The organism is Jeotgalibacillus sp. 10bf12, from assembly GCF_055597105.1.
Window position 1 is genome coordinate 899,822 of sequence record NZ_CP200276.1, and the last position, 16,854, is coordinate 916,675.

The 16,854-nt window shown below is 45.7% G+C and carries 16 protein-coding genes and 2 tRNA genes; 16 read left to right on the top strand and 2 right to left on the bottom strand.

Annotated features, from left to right (window positions below):
• Positions 1-152: 152 nt before the first annotated feature.
• The 9 genes from DH10bf12_RS04275 to DH10bf12_RS04315 all read left to right on the top strand — a co-directional run bounded on the left by DH10bf12_RS04275 (position 153) and on the right by DH10bf12_RS04315 (position 6,334).
• On the top strand, positions 153-1,724 hold the full coding sequence (locus DH10bf12_RS04275) for a putative polysaccharide biosynthesis protein (RefSeq protein WP_471737347.1): 1,572 nt from the start codon (positions 153-155) through the stop codon (positions 1,722-1,724).
• Entirely contained in the window at positions 1,721-3,178 is a 1,458-nt protein-coding gene (gene yabN, locus DH10bf12_RS04280) for a bifunctional methyltransferase/pyrophosphohydrolase YabN (RefSeq protein WP_471737348.1), read from the top strand. The genes DH10bf12_RS04275 and yabN overlap by 4 nt, the downstream gene beginning before the upstream one ends.
• Before the next feature lie 14 nt (positions 3,179-3,192).
• Positions 3,193-3,453 (top strand): RNA-binding S4 domain-containing protein, encoded by a 261-nt coding sequence (locus tag DH10bf12_RS04285; RefSeq protein ID WP_039806174.1) that lies wholly within the window; start codon positions 3,193-3,195, stop codon positions 3,451-3,453.
• A gap of 58 nt (positions 3,454-3,511) precedes the next feature.
• The gene (gene yabP / locus DH10bf12_RS04290; RefSeq protein ID WP_471737349.1) at positions 3,512-3,793 is read left to right on the top strand and encodes a sporulation protein YabP; all 282 of its coding nucleotides are present in this window, start codon (positions 3,512-3,514) and stop codon (positions 3,791-3,793) included.
• The gene (gene yabQ, locus DH10bf12_RS04295; RefSeq protein WP_471737350.1) at positions 3,790-4,290 is read left to right on the top strand and encodes a spore cortex biosynthesis protein YabQ; all 501 of its coding nucleotides are present in this window, start codon (positions 3,790-3,792) and stop codon (positions 4,288-4,290) included. The genes yabP and yabQ overlap by 4 nt, the downstream gene beginning before the upstream one ends.
• Positions 4,291-4,345: 55 nt before the next feature.
• Entirely contained in the window at positions 4,346-4,747 is a 402-nt protein-coding gene (locus DH10bf12_RS04300) for an FtsB family cell division protein (RefSeq protein ID WP_471737351.1), read from the top strand.
• Between the two features lie 121 nt (positions 4,748-4,868).
• The gene (locus DH10bf12_RS04305) at positions 4,869-5,312 is read left to right on the top strand and encodes a S1 domain-containing RNA-binding protein (RefSeq protein ID WP_471737352.1); all 444 of its coding nucleotides are present in this window, start codon (positions 4,869-4,871) and stop codon (positions 5,310-5,312) included.
• Positions 5,313-5,631: 319 nt separating this feature from the next.
• Positions 5,632-6,081, top strand: a complete 450-nt coding sequence (locus DH10bf12_RS04310; RefSeq protein WP_471737353.1) for a DinB family protein — start codon at positions 5,632-5,634, stop codon at positions 6,079-6,081.
• Between the two features lie 19 nt (positions 6,082-6,100).
• The gene (locus DH10bf12_RS04315) at positions 6,101-6,334 is read left to right on the top strand and encodes a hypothetical protein (protein ID WP_471737354.1); all 234 of its coding nucleotides are present in this window, start codon (positions 6,101-6,103) and stop codon (positions 6,332-6,334) included.
• Between the two features lie 366 nt (positions 6,335-6,700).
• Here the strand turns inward: DH10bf12_RS04315 and DH10bf12_RS04320 are convergent.
• Positions 6,701-6,772: transfer RNA gene (locus tag DH10bf12_RS04320), tRNA-Glu, on the bottom strand.
• A 5-nt stretch (positions 6,773-6,777) separates the two neighbouring features.
• Positions 6,778-6,854 (bottom strand) — tRNA-Met (locus DH10bf12_RS04325).
• A 195-nt stretch (positions 6,855-7,049) separates the two neighbouring features.
• Between DH10bf12_RS04325 and spoIIE the strand changes: the two genes are divergently transcribed.
• The 7 genes from spoIIE (at position 7,050) to DH10bf12_RS04360 (ending at position 16,811) form a co-directional block, all read left to right on the top strand.
• The gene (spoIIE, locus tag DH10bf12_RS04330) at positions 7,050-9,458 is read left to right on the top strand and encodes a stage II sporulation protein E (RefSeq protein ID WP_471737355.1); all 2,409 of its coding nucleotides are present in this window, start codon (positions 7,050-7,052) and stop codon (positions 9,456-9,458) included.
• A 66-nt stretch (positions 9,459-9,524) separates the two neighbouring features.
• Entirely contained in the window at positions 9,525-10,889 is a 1,365-nt protein-coding gene (gene tilS, locus DH10bf12_RS04335; protein ID WP_471737356.1) for a tRNA lysidine(34) synthetase TilS, read from the top strand.
• Positions 10,890-10,912: 23 nt separating this feature from the next.
• Positions 10,913-11,461, top strand: coding sequence for a hypoxanthine phosphoribosyltransferase (hpt, locus tag DH10bf12_RS04340; protein ID WP_471737357.1), 549 nt, complete (start codon positions 10,913-10,915; stop codon positions 11,459-11,461).
• Between the two features lie 109 nt (positions 11,462-11,570).
• The gene (gene ftsH, locus DH10bf12_RS04345; RefSeq protein ID WP_471737358.1) at positions 11,571-13,592 is read left to right on the top strand and encodes an ATP-dependent zinc metalloprotease FtsH; all 2,022 of its coding nucleotides are present in this window, start codon (positions 11,571-11,573) and stop codon (positions 13,590-13,592) included.
• A 645-nt stretch (positions 13,593-14,237) separates the two neighbouring features.
• A complete protein-coding gene (locus tag DH10bf12_RS04350) occupies positions 14,238-15,005 on the top strand; it encodes a type III pantothenate kinase (protein WP_471737359.1) in 768 nt (255 codons plus the stop codon).
• Between the two features lie 15 nt (positions 15,006-15,020).
• Positions 15,021-15,899, top strand: a complete 879-nt coding sequence (gene hslO / locus DH10bf12_RS04355) for an Hsp33 family molecular chaperone HslO (protein WP_471737360.1) — start codon at positions 15,021-15,023, stop codon at positions 15,897-15,899.
• Positions 15,900-15,902: 3 nt separating this feature from the next.
• Positions 15,903-16,811 carry a peptidyl-prolyl cis-trans isomerase gene (locus DH10bf12_RS04360; protein ID WP_471737361.1) on the top strand — a complete coding sequence of 303 codons (909 nt, stop codon included), beginning with the start codon at positions 15,903-15,905 and terminating at the stop codon, positions 16,809-16,811.
• Positions 16,812-16,854: the final 43 nt, after the last annotated feature.

Below are 16,854 nucleotides of genomic sequence, written 5' to 3' on the forward strand. Positions count from 1 at the left end.
GACCACACGCCCGTCCCCGCTCCTGCGACCCAACCGCAACCGCCAAAAACCGCCAGCCCCTCAGCAAATATGACCTGAAAAGACATTCCCGCTCCCCTTTGATATAATAAATAATCAGTGAAAGTGATCGAAGTGAAAGAGAGGACAGCCGAATGTCGCAGGCTTCTCAGACAATGATGAAAGGCGCAGCCATTTTGACATTTGCTGCGCTGTTTTCAAAAATACTCAGCGCACTCTACAGGGTTCCGTTTCAAAACCTGACAGGGGACACGGGGTTTTATATTTATCAGCAGGTTTATCCGTTTTATGGGCTGTTTATTGCCCTTTGTACATATGCTTTTCCAGTTATGGTCTCAAGCATTTTAATTGAGCACCAGGGAGAGCGTGAACGCGTGTTAAAGGTTCTCACATTATTTTTAGCAGGCGTTGGGTTTGCTTGGTTTGCTGTCTTATACACCGGGGCCGGCCTGATCGCAGGCTTTATGGGAGATTCCGAACTTGAGCCTTTAATTAAACTTTCTGCATGGCCATTCTTACTGCTGCCGGTGCTATCAGCCGGCAAAGGGTGGTTTCAGTCGGATGGAAATATGGTCCCTTCAGCCGTCGCCCAGGTGACCGAGCAGACGATCCGCGTGGTTTCGATTATCGGGGCTGCATTCGTCTTAACGAGTGCTGGCGCTTCACTCTACACGGTAGGGGAAGGCGCGGTGATTGGTTCAATCGCGGGCGTCGCAGCCGGTGCCGGGATTCTGATTTTCCTGATGAGGAAGCCACTGTTGCAGAAGAAAGAACGACTGACATTTAAAAAGGGAGACGTCAGCCTTTTAAGCGTACTTCTTGTCAGAGGAACCGCTATTGCAATGGTCAGTATGCTGCTAGTACTTTATCAGCTGGTGGATGCACTCAATGTGTATGCGCTGCTCTCGGACTACACAGGTGACGCTGATCAGGCGAAGGTGTTAAAAGGGATTTATGACAGAGGACAGCCGATCGTCCAGATGGGTGTGGTTGCAGCCACTTCACTCTCTTTAGCGATCGTGCCGGTGATTGCTTCAGATTATGAGCGGAAAAGGTACAGTGATGTGAAGCAAAAAGCCTCTCTTGCAGTGAAAACGGGTATTGTATTCGGTGCAGCTGCGACAGTTGGTTTAATCACCATCATGAAGCCGCTCAACCAGTTTTTATTTCAAAATGAAGACGGTTCAGGTGTGCTGTCTATTTTTGCAGCATCGGTCTTTTTAACATCTGTCATTGTAACGATCAACGCCGTGTTGCAGGGAACCGGGAGCTATCATACAGCCGCCTGGACAGCCGCCGGGAGCCTGGTGTTAAAATACGGTTTAAATATGCTGCTTGTTCCTTTCTACGGTACTGCAGGAGCAGCTGCCGCGACTGTATTATCACTGATTGCAGTAGCCGCCGTACTGATTATAAAAGTATACAAAAAAATCGGTTTAAGGCTGTACGGGGCTTTTTATATCAGCCTTGCATCCGGTCTGACCGTTATGGCAGCAGGTGTCACATTACTATTGCTTATATGGACACCTGAAACAAGGCTTTCATCAGGGCTTGCTTCAACCATTGCAGCGATCACTGGAGCGTATTTGTTCTTCAGGATCAGCTGGTCAAGCCTGTTTACAACCCAGGAACACGGTCAGATTCCGCTTGGACGTAAGATTGACCGTTTATTCAAAAAGACAACAAAAGGGGGCAGATCATCTTGAATCATATTACAGTTATCGGTCTTGGTGCAGGAGATCTTAATCAGCTGCCGCTTGGCATTTATAAAAAGCTGACAGCAGCAGGTAAGCTGTATGTCCGTACTGCAGAGCATCCTGTGCTGAATGAACTTTCAGCAGAAGGTGTCACCTATGAATCGTTTGACCATATCTATGAATCACACGATCGTTTTGAAGACGTCTATGCTGAAATTACTGAAAAGCTCGTGCAGCTTGCTGAATCGGAGCCTGTACTCTATGCAGTACCCGGGCACCCGCTTGTTGCAGAGCAGACCGTTCAAAATCTGCTGGCACTTAAAAAAGCAGGCAGCATTACCTTAACGATTGAAGGTGGTCAGAGTTTTCTTGATCCACTATTTACAGCGGCAGGTTTTGACCCTGTTGACGGCTTTCAGCTTCTTGATGGTACTGCGCTTGTCAGTGAATCCATCAATCCCGGACAGCACGTCATTATCGGCCAGGTATATGACAGTATGACGGCTTCTGATGTGAAGCTTGAATTGATGAAGAAATATCCTGATGAACACGTGGTGAAGGTTGTGACTGCAGCGGGTTCGAAAGCTGAAGAGATCCGTGAAGTGAAGCTGTATGAGCTTGATCATGGCATGGCGCTTTCAAACCTGACAAGCGTCTATGTCCCGCCTCTTGAAAAAGAAGAAGATTTCTATGGTGAGTTTTCAAAGCTGAAAGAAATCATCTCTATTTTAAGAAGTCCGGTCGGCTGCCCGTGGGATCGTGAACAGACGCATGAATCACTGAAGCGTTATCTCATTGAAGAAACATATGAATTCCTTGAAGCTGTTGACCGCGGTGATATCGACGAAATGATTGACGAACTTGGCGACGTCCTGCTTCAGGTCATGCTGCATGCCCAGATCGGGGAAGATGACGGCTACTTTAATATCAGAGACGTGATTCAGGGCGTTTCGGATAAAATGGTGCGCCGTCACCCGCATGTATTTGCAGATGCGGAAGCAGAGACCGCTGAAGACGTGACAGATGCCTGGCAGCAGATTAAGCATGAAGAGAAAGGCGGTGCCCCTTCAAGGCTGCTTGAAGATGCCGCAAGCGGACTGCCTGCACTGATGCAGGCATATGAAATCCAGAAGAAGGCTGCAAAAGCAGGCTTTGACTGGGACGACCAAACAGATGCATGGGATAAGTTTGAGGAAGAATGGCAGGAGTTTCAGGAGGAAGTCGCAAACGGTGACAAGCCTGCAAGCCTCCGGGAATTCGGGGACCTTCTTTTCGCACTCGTCAATGTATCGAGGTTTCACGGGATATATCCTGAAGAAGCGCTCACAATGGCCAACCAGAAATTCATCAGCCGTTTTCAATTTGTCGAAGATAGGGTAAATGAATCAGGAAAACCATTTAAAGCATTCAGCCTGGGAGAGCTTGATGAGTTCTGGAAACAGGCGAAAAAACACGGACTGTAAAAGGAGTCGATCAAATGCGTTTAGATAAATTCTTAAAAGTGTCCCGTCTGATTAAGAGGAGAACACTCGCTAAGGAAGTGGCTGATCAGGGCCGCATCCAGATCAACGGCAACACAGCAAAAGCAAGTGCCATGGTAAAAGAAGGTGACGAGCTTGTGATCCGCTTCGGTCAGCGTATCGTGACGCTGTCGGTTGACCGCCTGATGGAAACAACGAAAAAAGAAGAAGCCGGCACAATGTATACAATAAAAAAAGAAGAGCGCGTGAACGAATAATCAATCTTTACCCGGCATAAAATGAGCTAAGGTTTCAATTCTTATGCGGGGTGAAGACATGCCAATCGAACAAAAGCATCAGGACCACGAAATCCGTATGATCGGAAGGGTCGAGCTGTCAGTGACCGGTGTCAAACAGCTCGAAAGCTTTGATCAGGACGAGTTTTTGATTGAAACAGTGGAAGGATTGCTCTCCATCAAAGGGAGCGGCCTGAAGCTGGTGAATCTGGACCTTGATAAAGGCCTCGTTTCTTTAAAAGGCAAGGTCGATGATATTTTATACCTGGACAGTACAGCACGGGAACCATCAAAGGGGCTGCTTGGAAAACTGTTTAAATGATTGTAGAAGAGCAGATCCGGATTTTTCTCAGTATGATGGCTGCAGGGATGTTTGTCGGATTTTGCGTTACGTTTTACGAACGTTTTATCACAAGAGGGAAAAAGGGCGTCTGGCGCTTCTTCCCAGATCTCTTTTTCTGGCTTGGACAGGCACTCATTGTTTTCCTTCTGCTATTTCAACTGAATGGTGCCGAACTGCGTTTTTATATGCTGGTGGCACTTCTGGCCGGCTTCATGCTTTACTGGAAGCTTGCAAGGCGATTGATTCTCCGACTATTCAACTGGCTTTCATGGCTGACCATTACCATTCTTACGATCCTCTTTCTGCCTTTTAAATGGATATGGGCTGTAATCCTTCTGCTGTTAACCGTTATTTTGCGTCTGCTCGCATTCATAACTAGGCCTTTTCACCCTATTTCACAGTTTCTTCAAAAAAAATGGTCAATTCTTGCGAAAAAGATAAAAATATGGCTTAACCTGTTATATAATAGGGGATAATTAAATGGGTCCTGCAATGATTTGTTGAAATAGAAGAAGGAGGTAAGCAGTTATTATGGGGAAGCCGCGCGTAAGATCAATCGAAAATCAATACACAGCAGCACATGAAAAAAAAGAACATAGCAAAAAATCACACAAAAAAAGATTAGCCAGGCGCCTGACTGCTTTTTTCATGGTGGCCGCCGTTATCAGCGGTGTGCTCATTTCTTCAATGGTTACGCAGGCCAGCGTATTAGAAGGCAAACAGAATGAAAAAGCACAGCTTGAGCAGAAAATTGTCGAACTCGATCAGCAGGAAGAGAATCTGCGGAATGAAATTGTAAAGCTCAATGATGATGAATACATAGCCAAACTGGCGCGAAGAGACTACTTCCTTTCAGAGAGTGGAGAAATTATTTTCACGATTCCTGAAGATCAGCCGGCAGCTAAAAAAGACCAGAACGATACGGAAGAGTAGTGCATATGATAAAATAAAAACAGTAGATTGAGTGTCACGATGTTGACACTCTTTTTTCTATTTGGCTATAATGGGAAGTAAGGTCTATTTTTTATTTATTCTAAGGAGGATCATTTTTTTTATGTCAATCGAAGTAGGCAGCAAAGTAAAGGGTAAAGTGACTGGGATCACTAATTTTGGGGCATTCGTTGAATTGCCGGGCGGTTCAACAGGGCTTGTACACATCAGTGAAGTTGCGGATAATTATGTCAAGGACATCAATGACCATCTGACAGTTGGGGACGAAGTTGAAGTGAAGGTCCTGAACGTAGAAAGCGATGGCAAGATTGGCTTATCAATCCGTAAAGCGAAGGACCAGCCACAGCAAAGTCAAAGTCGCCCTCGACCAAATCGTGGAAACGATCAGCGCGGCGGTGGCCGTGGAGGAAATGCCAGTGGACCACCACGCGGAGAGAATTTTGAACAAAAGATGGCTCGTTTCCTCAAGGATAGTGAAGACCGTCTGACTTCTCTTAAGCGTCACACAGAATCAAAACGCGGTGGACGCGGAGCAAAAAAAGGTTAATAGCTGCCGAAAGTATTTTATAGAAGGCATCAATTACAGTGATCATACGATAGATAGCCGGCGTGCATGCACGCCGGTTTTTTTTGTGTTTATTTTAAAAGATGAAAGGGCATGGATTGACTGATTTGGATGTATAGCTTCAGCGCCTAACCTGTTCGAGATATAAATCACACTGAGTAAATGGGCAGAACATCTATTTCTCTCAGTGCGTTTTTTGCATATAAGAGCTTCTCCAAGATGCTTCTGTTTCTCGAAAAAAAGAGGAATCAAACATTGGACGTCGAAATCCATACAGTAGGATCATTGAGGAGGAATAAAGATGACAATTGACGAATGGCTTGATGAACATAACCAGCATTATTTTTCATGGCTAGAGGATCTAAGGGGAATGGACAGCACAGCGTTCTTTCAGCCGATTGCAGAAGGTAAATGGTCACCGGCGGCAATTGTTATGCATATTTCTGCCTGGGATCACTACACGCTTGATGACCGGATTCCGCAAATCAGGGAAGGGGTCAAACTTGATAAATTTCCTGATTTTCAAAAGTTTAATCAACAGGCGTGGGAAAAAGCAGACAGCGGATTCAGTCAAAATGACATCATTGATGAGGCTAGAAATGAACGGGAACTTTTAATGGAGACAGTTCGTACAATGGATAAGGACAAGCTTCATGCATCTTTTTTAATTGGTGATCATGCAATGACAACAGCAGGATATATTACAGGCTTTTCAGGACATGACCGTCATCATATGAAGCAGATAAACTAGTGGAGGAGTGTTTGAACTGATGGATATTGTAGGGCTGGTAGCCATTGTCATGGTATTTTCAATTCCGCTGACCGCGATTTTAACGAGTCACTTTCGTAAGCAGGCACGTTCAAAGCACGAGATCATTGATAAGCAGCTGGAGCTTGAGAAACTGAAGCATGAAAATTATATGCTTGAAACGGAAAAGCTTCGCCTTGAGCTCGATTTACGCCAGGGGATTAAGATGGATGATGATTATAAGCGGCTGAGCTAGTGGTTGCAGACAGTGCGGGGTTAGGACTCCGTGCTGTTTTTTTGCGGGTTGTCATGGTGTACGACAGGTGAGTGGGGTCCAAAAGAATTTATTTCTGTGATTTTTTGAGTTAATTAAGTGAACTTGTGGAGTAATTGCGTCAGCTTCCGCGATTATTCCCTCACCTTTAAGGTTGATTCGATATGCCATGATTCATTCGATCATCTTACAAGTTAATTCTATCACCAATTTCATGATTCAATCATTTCGACTTTATATTCTCTTCCCTTTTTAGGGCCCTTTACCTGCTGCATACAAAAAACGCCCGTTTAGCTCCAAGACCTGAGTCTGTCGGAGCAAAACGAGCGCCTTCCACTTTTCTATATATGACCCGTACGGGATTCGAACCCGTGTTACCGCCGTGAAAGGGCGGTGTCTTAACCACTTGACCAACGGGCCTCGTATGGTGGCGGCAGAGGGGATCGAACCCCCGACCTCACGGGTATGAACCGTACGCTCTAGCCAGCTGAGCTACGCCGCCATTAATTGAAGCACAAGTTATATAATACATAGCGCGTCAATAAGTGTCAATAACTTTTTAAAAAATTCCTGAGGGTCTGCTGAAGCAGGAATCCGTCGAACGTTTTTTGATGTGTGAAACGTTTTTTTGACAAACTCCTCTGTTCTGTTCTTTTTATAATAGGCGCAATAAGAAATGAAGGAGTGGACCTGCTGGATGGCAAATGTGCATGAAGCAAACTTCGAACTAACAAACGCTCTGTCTCTCAAGAGAAGCCGTAAAAAGGAAGCTAGAAAAGTAAACGTGATGAAATGGTTGTATGAAAAAGGTGTCTTTCATCTGTTAGCAGGGGTTATGCTCGGTCGCGCGGTTGTGATGCTTCAGTTCATGCCGTTTGCGCTGCCTTTTTTTGCAGCGGTGATGATCATGCAGCGTCAGAAAGCGCCGCACACATTTGCAGGGTTAACAGCAGGAGCAGCTGCGCTTGGAATACTGCCGGCTTTATACACAGCAACCATTTTACTGATGTACTATATTAGTTTTGGCCTGCTGAGAAAGTACACTGGCAACCAGTTTGTTGCAGCGGGACTTGCAGCTGGTGTAACGGGAGTGGTGAAAACCGGTTATGTCTGGGCAGTTCAGCCGCTTACCTGGATGGAAGGTTTCTATATTCTGGCTGAGGCAGCAATGACCGGTGTACTGCTGCTGATCTTTCTGCAGAGCTTTCTTGTGCTGACAAAAGGGAGAAGAAGTGCTTATTCACATGAAGAGCTTGTCGCGCTTTCTGTACTTGCCGCTTCTGTTGCGCTCGGTTTGACCGGGCTGATGGCAGGGGATCTTGTGATCAGCCATATTGCCGCGCGCTATGTGGTGCTGGCTGCTGCCTTAGCTGCGGGTGCGCTAGTCGGTTCTACTGCGGGTGTTGTGATTGGCTTGTTGTTTTGTCTCGCTTCATTTGCATTTATCCCTGAAGTGGCGCTGCTTGCGGTTGCCGGTCTGCTTGGCGGGTTATTAAAGACCGGGGGCCGGGTGGGTGTTGTGATCGGCTTGATGCTTGCGACACTGCTGACAGGTTTAATGATGGAGAATGCTTTGCGCCTGGAGTTTTCACTATATGAATCTGCCATCGCTGCTTTACTGCTTTTTATTACACCGGGGAGCTGGGTGCGAGCACTGGCACGTCACATTCCGGGGTCTGAAGAGTATGCTGAAGAACAGCAGCTTTATGCTAAAAGCGTGCGTGACGTGACAGCTGAAAAGGTAGAGCATTTTTCTTCAATGTTTAAGAAGCTGTCTGACAGCTTTTCTGATATTGAGCCCACAGCAGAGAATCCCGGAGCAGCTGATGAAATGATTGGAAGTGTTACGAAATACACATGTGATCAATGTTTTAGAAAAGAATTCTGCTGGTCTGAGCATTTTGAGCGTACATATGAGTGGATGAATGTGCTGGCTGAACGGGGGGAACCTGAGCCCGGCTGGAGATCGCACTGCGTAAAATCTGCATTGATGGAAAAGGAATTTGATAGGTACCATCAGGAAAAAGCCTTGAATCAGTTGATGCAGCAGCATATGAAAGAAGGAAACCGTTTTGTAGCAAGGCAGCTTTCCGGTCTTGCGGATGTGATGAGTGAGTTTGCAAGCGAACTGCAGCGGGAGACCCGTGAAAATGGAGAGCAGGAAGAAAGAATACTGCAGGAGCTTGAGTCGTATGGTGTGCGTGCGGATCAAATTGATATCCACTGTCTTGAGTCAGGGAGAGTGGATATGGATGTGCTGCTTCCGTTTCAGGAGAAGCATGGTGAATGTGACAAGCTGATCGCACCGATGCTGTCGTCTATTTTGCAGGAAACTGTCATTGTTCATCAAAAAGGCGATCTGCCGCCACCATACTACGGTACTACGGCAACGTTCAGGTCAGCCAAAGCTTTTCATGTCACCTCAGGCATCGCCCATGCGGCATATGCAGGCGGCCTGGTATCAGGGGACAGCTGTGCGGCAATTCCGATTCATGAGGGGAAGTTTGCCGCTGCCATTTGTGACGGAATGGGCAATGGTGAAAAGGCGCGGGAGGAAAGTGAAGAAACGATTGGCCTTTTAGAGGAAATGCTGAAAGCGGGAATTGAAGAAGAGCTTGCAATCAAATCAGTTAATTCCATTTTAACGGCTAAAAGAACGAGTGAAATGTATTCGACGGTGGACCTCGCAATGATTGATCTGCAAAATGCCAGGGCAAGGTTTTTAAAAGTGGGTGCAGTGCCAAGTTATGTGAAACGTGGAAAGCAGATACAAATGATTGAGGCTGCGAATCTGCCGCTTGGATTTTTTCATGAAATGGAGATGGATGTATTAGAGCATCAATTAAAGTCAGGAGATATGCTCTTTATGCTGAGTGACGGATTAATTGACGGTCTCCGTTCGATTGAAAATCCTGAACGGTGGATGAGGCGTCAGATCTCAGAACTTATTACAACAGATCCGCAGGAAGCAGCTGATCTTCTTGTAGAATCAGCTGTCCGTGCAGCGGGAGGGTCAATTAATGATGATATGACCGTTGTGGCCGTAAAAATAGATCACCAGGTGCCAAAGTGGGCTGCCATTCCATTAAGGAGAAGTGCCGGGTAGTTATTTGCATGACCTGCCTGATCTTCCTGTATACTATAAAGAAATAGATCAGGAAAGGGTATGGGCATGAATGACTTTCGTTTAACGGTGAGGGCATATTGTGACAAATACGGGATGGTGTCTAAAGGAGACAAAGTGCTGATCGGGGTTTCAGGGGGACCTGATTCACTCGCGCTCCTTCATTTCTTCAGTGAAGGAAGATTTGACTTGAATGTGGAAGCTGTCCATGTGGATCATGGGTTAAGGGGGAGCTCTGGTTCAGATGCAGCTTACGTAGAGGCGTATTGCAGGCAGCGCGGGATTCCTTTTCACCTTTTAAAAGCAGATGTAAAAGGCAGAATGGAAGAGAGCGGTGAAGGCGTGCAGGAAGCAGCGAGAAAAGTACGCTATGATTATTTCGAAAAGCTGATGGAGGAAACGGGTTCGGCTGTCATGATGATCGGTCAGCACGCAGATGATCAGGTGGAAACGATTCTTTTCAGGCTTACGCGTGGAACATCTATACGCGGAGCGGCTGGAATCCTACCTGTCAGATCTTTTGTAGGCGGAAAAATGGTGCGTCCGTTTTTATCAGTGACGAAAAGTGAAATCGAACAATATTGTGAACAGCATCACTTAATCCCGAGAAGAGATCCGACAAATGAAAGTGATGCGTATACGAGAAACAGGCTGAGAAGACACGTGATTCCATTATTAAAAAAAGAAAATCCGTTATTGCATGAAGCCTTCGAACGCTTTTCTGAAGAGCTTAGTGAGGATAATGCATGGCTTGAGCAGGAAGCCCGGAAAGCACTGACAGAGGTCTGTATGGAAAAATCACACGAGCACGTCCATCTATCCGTAGAAAAATTTCGTACTTATGGTCTTCCTTTACAAAGAAGAATGATTCATCTAATATTGAATTATCTGTATGCAAAAGTACCCACATCATTATCTTCTGCGCATACGCGCGCGATACTGGATCTGCTGAAACAAGCGCATCCTTCCGGGGATCTTCACCTGCCTGAATCATTGACTATAACCCGTTCTTATGATGACGGTTATTTTCATTTTCAGCGTGAAACAGACGATGCTGCCTACACTTATTTAATTGATAAGGAGCAGCAGATTGATCTTCCTGATGGACACTGTCTTGAAGTGCAGACTGGCGAGATCGCGCCGGATAAGCCGTACCATGATCTTTATTATGTATCTGAATCATTCATGCCGCTGACGGTTAGAAGCCGCAGGGATGGAGATAAGATACGGCTGCCTGATGGCAAAGGGTCAAAGAAGATAAAGGATGTCTTCATAGAAAAGAAGGTGCCCCTGAAACAGCGAAGTCAGCATCCAATTGTGACAGCTGCAGATGGAAGTGTACTTTGGATTCCGGGACTGCGTAAAGCACCGTCCGATGGAAAGTCTGCTGCATATACGTTAATTTACTATTAAGATCTTCTAGGAGGACATTGTTCGTGTTAAATAAAGACATTGAGAAAGTATTGTATACCGAGGAACAGCTTCAGGAAAAAATTAAAGAGCTTGGTACTGAGCTGACAGCTGAATACCAGGATAAATATCCACTTGCTATCGGCGTATTAAAAGGTGCAATGCCATTTATGGCTGATCTGATCAAGCGCATGGATGTGTACCTTGAAATGGACTTCATGGATGTTTCAAGCTATGGTAATTCAACAGTTTCTTCAGGTGAAGTAAAGATTGTAAAAGATCTGAATACAAAAGTTGAAGGTCGTGACATTCTGATCCTTGAAGATATCATCGACAGCGGTCTGACGCTGAGCTACCTCGTTGATCTGTTCAAGTATCGTAAAGCAAAATCAATTAAAATCGTCACACTGCTTGATAAGCCGAGCGGCCGTAAAGCAGATATTAAAGCAGATTATGTTGGATTCATTGTACCGGATGAGTTTGTTGTAGGCTATGGACTTGACTATGCGGAACGTTATCGAAACCTCCCATACATCGGTGTATTGAAGCCTGAAATTTATACAGATTCTGAGTAAAATAGAGTGTGAGCGAGCGCATACTGTGAGCAGGCTTATTGGTTGTCACGCTTTATTTTACTATGATAGTATTGATATTAGTTTTCTTGACCGTGGGAGGAGGTAAGGGATGAACCGTATATTTCGAAATACGATATTTTATTTAATTATTTTCCTCGTCATTATTGGTATTATTGGCCTATTTAACAATGGAAGCCAGCCAAATGAGGAACTCACATATGGTGAATTTTTGAATGCGCTTGATAGTGGTGAAGTAACGGAGATTGAAATTCAGCCGGACAGAAGCGTCTACAACGTACGTGGACAGCTTGAAGGCTATGATGAAACCGAGTACTTCCTTACAAACATTCCGTTTGAAAGTTCGGCACTTGAAACAATTGATGAGGTAGCTCAAGCGAATAATACAGAAGTGAATGTATTACAGGCCCCTGAAACAAGCGGCTGGGTAACATTCCTGACGACAATTATTCCATTTGTCATCATCTTCATCTTATTCTTCTTCTTACTTAACCAGGCTCAGGGTGGCGGCGGAGGCCGTGTCATGAACTTCGGTAAGAGTAAGGCGAAGCTTTATACTGAAGAGAAGAAGAAAGTCCGCTTTAAGGACGTGGCAGGGGCTGACGAAGAGAAGCAGGAACTTGTAGAAGTTGTTGACTTCCTGAAGGATCCCCGTAAATTTACTGACGTTGGTGCACGAATTCCTAAGGGGATTCTGCTTGTCGGACCTCCGGGTACCGGTAAAACGCTGCTTGCACGTGCAGCAGCAGGTGAAGCAGGCGTACCATTCTTCTCGATTTCCGGTTCAGACTTCGTAGAGATGTTTGTCGGTGTCGGGGCATCACGTGTACGTGACCTGTTCGAAAATGCGAAGAAAAACGCACCATGTATCATCTTCATTGATGAGATTGATGCGGTTGGACGTCAGCGTGGCGCCGGTCTTGGTGGTGGACACGATGAGCGTGAACAAACACTGAACCAGCTGCTTGTTGAAATGGATGGCTTCGGAGGAAACGAAGGAATCATCATGATCGCAGCAACAAACAGACCGGACATTCTGGATCCTGCATTACTGCGTCCAGGCCGTTTTGACCGTCAAATCACAGTAGACCGCCCTGATGTAACGGGTCGTGAAGCTGTACTGCAGGTTCATGCAAGAAACAAACCGCTTGCAGATAACATTGATATGAAAGCGATCGCCCAGCGTACACCTGGCTTCTCAGGAGCAGACCTTGAAAACCTGCTGAACGAAGCCGCACTTGTTGCAGCGCGTCGTGATAAGAAGAAAATTGATATGAGTGACATCGATGAAGCAACAGACCGTGTCATTGCAGGTCCTGCTAAGAAAACACGTGTGATCTCTCAAAAAGAGAGAAAGATCGTTGCTTTCCACGAAGCAGGCCATACAATTATCGGTGTTGTACTCGATGAAGCCGATATGGTTCATAAAGTAACCATCGTTCCACGTGGTCAGGCTGGCGGTTATGCTGTCATGCTTCCAAAAGAGGATCGTTACTTCATGACAAAACCTGAATTGCTCGATAAAATCACTGGTCTCCTTGGCGGCCGTGTAGCAGAGGATATCATCTTCGGAGAAGTATCAACTGGTGCACACAATGACTTCCAGCGTGCGACAGGCATTGCCCGCCGTATGGTAACTGAATTCGGTATGAGTGATAAGCTTGGACCACTTCAGTTCGGTCAGGCGCAGGGTCAGGTATTCCTTGGACGTGACTTTAACAGTGAGCAGAATTATTCTGATCAGATCGCTTACGATATTGATACAGAAATTCAGCGTATTATTAAAGAGTGTTATGCACGAGCGAAAACGATTCTTACAGAGAACCGTGAAAAGCTTGAGCTGATCGCTGAAACACTTCTTGATATTGAAACACTTGATGCCGGACAAATCAGACATCTTGTGGATCACGGTACATTGCCGGAACGTGACTATGGTCAGGATGATGACAACGACCGTAAAGATATCACAGATGAATCAAAAGAACTTGAATCAGATGAAACATCTGTAACGACAGACAGTGAGATCAAAACTGAAGAAAAATCTTCAGAAGATCTTCTGAAAGAATCTAAAGAAGGCACGCCTTCAGATGAGGATCGTCGTAATAAAGAATAATCATTTGCACTAGCAGATGCTTGGATCCGCGGTTCCGCGTAAACGGGGCCGCGGATTTTTTGACGGATTGGGTATACGTATTACTGGATTTCGGGTCATATTTTCTGAGTTTCGGTTTATTTCCCGGGAAATTGAGGTCACATTGTGTGAAACCCGGATCAGGTGTGACTTGGGGGAGATTGATCGAGTCACATCCCGGAAGGCGCCCTCCGCATTTCTGGTGTCCAGCTGCGGGCGCTAGCTTCTCGGATCATAAGCCACGCATCGGTAAACGGGAAAACCACCCGTTTTCCGCCGCGCGTCTTATGTCTGTCGGAGCTGAACAAGCGCCCTCCGCATTTCTGGTGTCCAGCTGCAGCAGGCAGGTCCTCGAGTCATAAGCCATCTTGAGGAAATGGGGAAGGTCACCCATTTCTCTCAAGCCGTCTTATGCTTGTCGGACCTAAACGCCTGCCTCCGCATTTCTTGGTGTCCAGCTGCGGGCGCTAGCTCCTTGGATCATAAGCCACGCATCGGTAAACGGGAAAACCACCCGTTTTCCGCTGCGCGTCTTATGTCTGTCGGAGCTGAACAAGCGCCCTCCGCATTTCTATAATGTGATAAAATGTTAAAAGTGTGTATTCTAATAAGGCGTGGTGAATAAGGATGTTGTTTGTATTAGATGTTGGGAATACCAATACAGTACTGGGTGTGTATGAAGGAGAAGAGCTTCGTTATCACTGGCGCGTGGAGACGAATCGTCATAAAACAGAAGATGAGTATGGAATGCTTGTGAAAAATCTGTTTGAGCATGTTGGACTTTCTTTTTCAGATTTTGACGGTATTATTATTTCTTCTGTTGTACCGCCTGTGATGTTTCCGCTTGAACGTATGAGCCAGAAGTATTTTCATCTGAAGCCGCTAGTTGTCGGACCTGGAATGAAGACGGGTTTGAATATAAAATATGATAACCCGAAAGAAGTTGGGGCAGATAGAATTGTCAATGCCGTTGCTGGTATTAAGGAGCACGGCGGATCACTGATTATCGTTGATTTCGGTACCGCTACAACGTATTGCTATATCAACCAGCACCGCCAGTATATGGGTGGGGTGATTGCGCCGGGTATCGGCATTTCAACAGAAGCGTTGTATTCAAAAGCAGCCAAGCTTCCGAGAATTGAGATTGCGCGCCCTGAGACAGTTGTCGGGAAAAGTACGGTTTCTGCTATGCAGGCAGGCATTGTGTATGGCTATGTGGGACAGGTTGAAGGGATTGTGTCCCGTATGAAAAAAGAGGCGGATGAACCGGTTACTGTGATTGCTACAGGCGGTCTTGCTTCACTTATTGCCAAGGAATCAGATATTATAGATGTTGTTGATCCGTTTTTGACTTTAAAAGGACTTCAGTTAATATACAAGCGCAACGCTGAATGAAAGGAGATTTTTTAAATGAAAGACTATATGGTACGCGCACTTGCTTATAATGATCAGATCAGAGCATATGCTGTAAATACAACTGCTGCTGTACAGGAAGCCCAGGATCGCCACTATACATGGCCGACTGCTTCTGCTGCACTCGGCAGAGCGATGACTGCAGGCGTCATGATGGGCGCGATGCTGAAGGGTGACAGCCAGTTAACTGTAAAGGTTGAAGGGAATGGCCCGCTTGGTGTGATTTTAGTCGACAGTAACGCAAAAGGTGAGGTAAGAGGGTACGTAACAAATCCTCAGACGCATAAAGAACTGAATGAGCAGGGGAAACTTGATGTTCGCGGTGTTGTAGGAACAGAAGGAACGCTGACAATCGTTAAAGATCTTGGCATGCGTGAAAACTTCACAGGACAGGTACCGCTTGTATCAGGTGAGCTTGGTGAGGACTTCACTTACTATTTTGCTTCATCAGAGCAGGTACCTTCATCAGTTGGCGTTGGGGTACTCGTTAATCCTGATAACACCATTCTCGCAGCAGGCGGGTTTATTATTCAGCTGATGCCTGGTGCAGATGAAGAAACAATTGAAAAAATTGAAAAGCGGTTAGGTACAATTCCGACTGTATCAAAAATGATCCAGGAAGGCCTTTCTCCTGAAGAAGTGCTTGAAACAGTGCTTGGAGAAGGGAATGTACGTGTGCTTGACTCAATGCCGGTTTCATTTGAATGTAACTGTTCAAAAGAACGCTTTGGCAACGCAATCGTCGGTCTTGGAAAAACAGAAATTCATGCGATGATCGAAGAAGACGGTAAAGCAGAAGCGGAATGTCACTTCTGCCGTGAAAAGTACCATTATACGAAAGAAGAATTAGAAGCTTTTTTAGAAGAGGCGAACTAAGAGATGGCCGAGATTCGTAAAAGACGACTTAAAGCTAAGCCTCTTTTATATATCATTGGTTTTCTGATGGTGACGAATCTGATTTTTTTAATTGGCTGGATCACAAAAGACGGAGCACCACCTACTGCTGAGACAGAGGTGGTTGCTCAAGTCGGTGATGATGAAGTCACACGTCAGGAATGGCTGCATGCCATTGAAATCCGCCACGGCAAGGAAGTACTGCAGCAACTGATCAATCAGTCAGTCATGGAGCAGTCAGCTGAAAAGTATGATGTAGCCGTATCGGAAGAAGAGCTCGATCAGGAATTATCGATGCTGCGTTCAGTATTGAATGTCTATGATCAGGCGTCACTTCCAAATGAAGAAGTACTGAAGCAGGAATTAAAAACAGAATTAATTTTAGAGAAATTGATCACGACAGAAGCAGAACTGTCAGAAGATGATCTTCGTACATACTATGAGGAAAATGAATCGCTCTATTCCGTTCCTGCAATGTACCGGCTTTCTCAAATCGTCGTCCCGACACAGGAAGATGCTGACAAAGCACTCGAAGAGCTGAATAACGGATCTTCATTTGAAGCGGTCGCAAGGGAACGGTCAATCGACCCTGTTACAGCGAGTCAGGGAGGCCAGCTCGGCTTCATACCTGAAAATACAGAAACAGTGGATACGGCAATTTTAGATGCTGCAGAAAGTGTATCGCCAGGCGAATACTCTGATGCTGTTCAGGCTGCAGACGGACTGACAATTGTCTTTGTGCATGAGCAGGTACCCGGTGTGAATTTTGAATTTGAAGAGGTGCGCGGAAAGATTGAGCGTCAGCTGGCGCTTGAGCAGATGAGCACGCCTGTTACAGCTGAATCTTTTTGGGATGATTATGCCATCGACTGGTTCTACGGCCCGGTTGAATAATCAAAATAGTTGAAATTTTATACTTGAATTGTTACATTTGCAG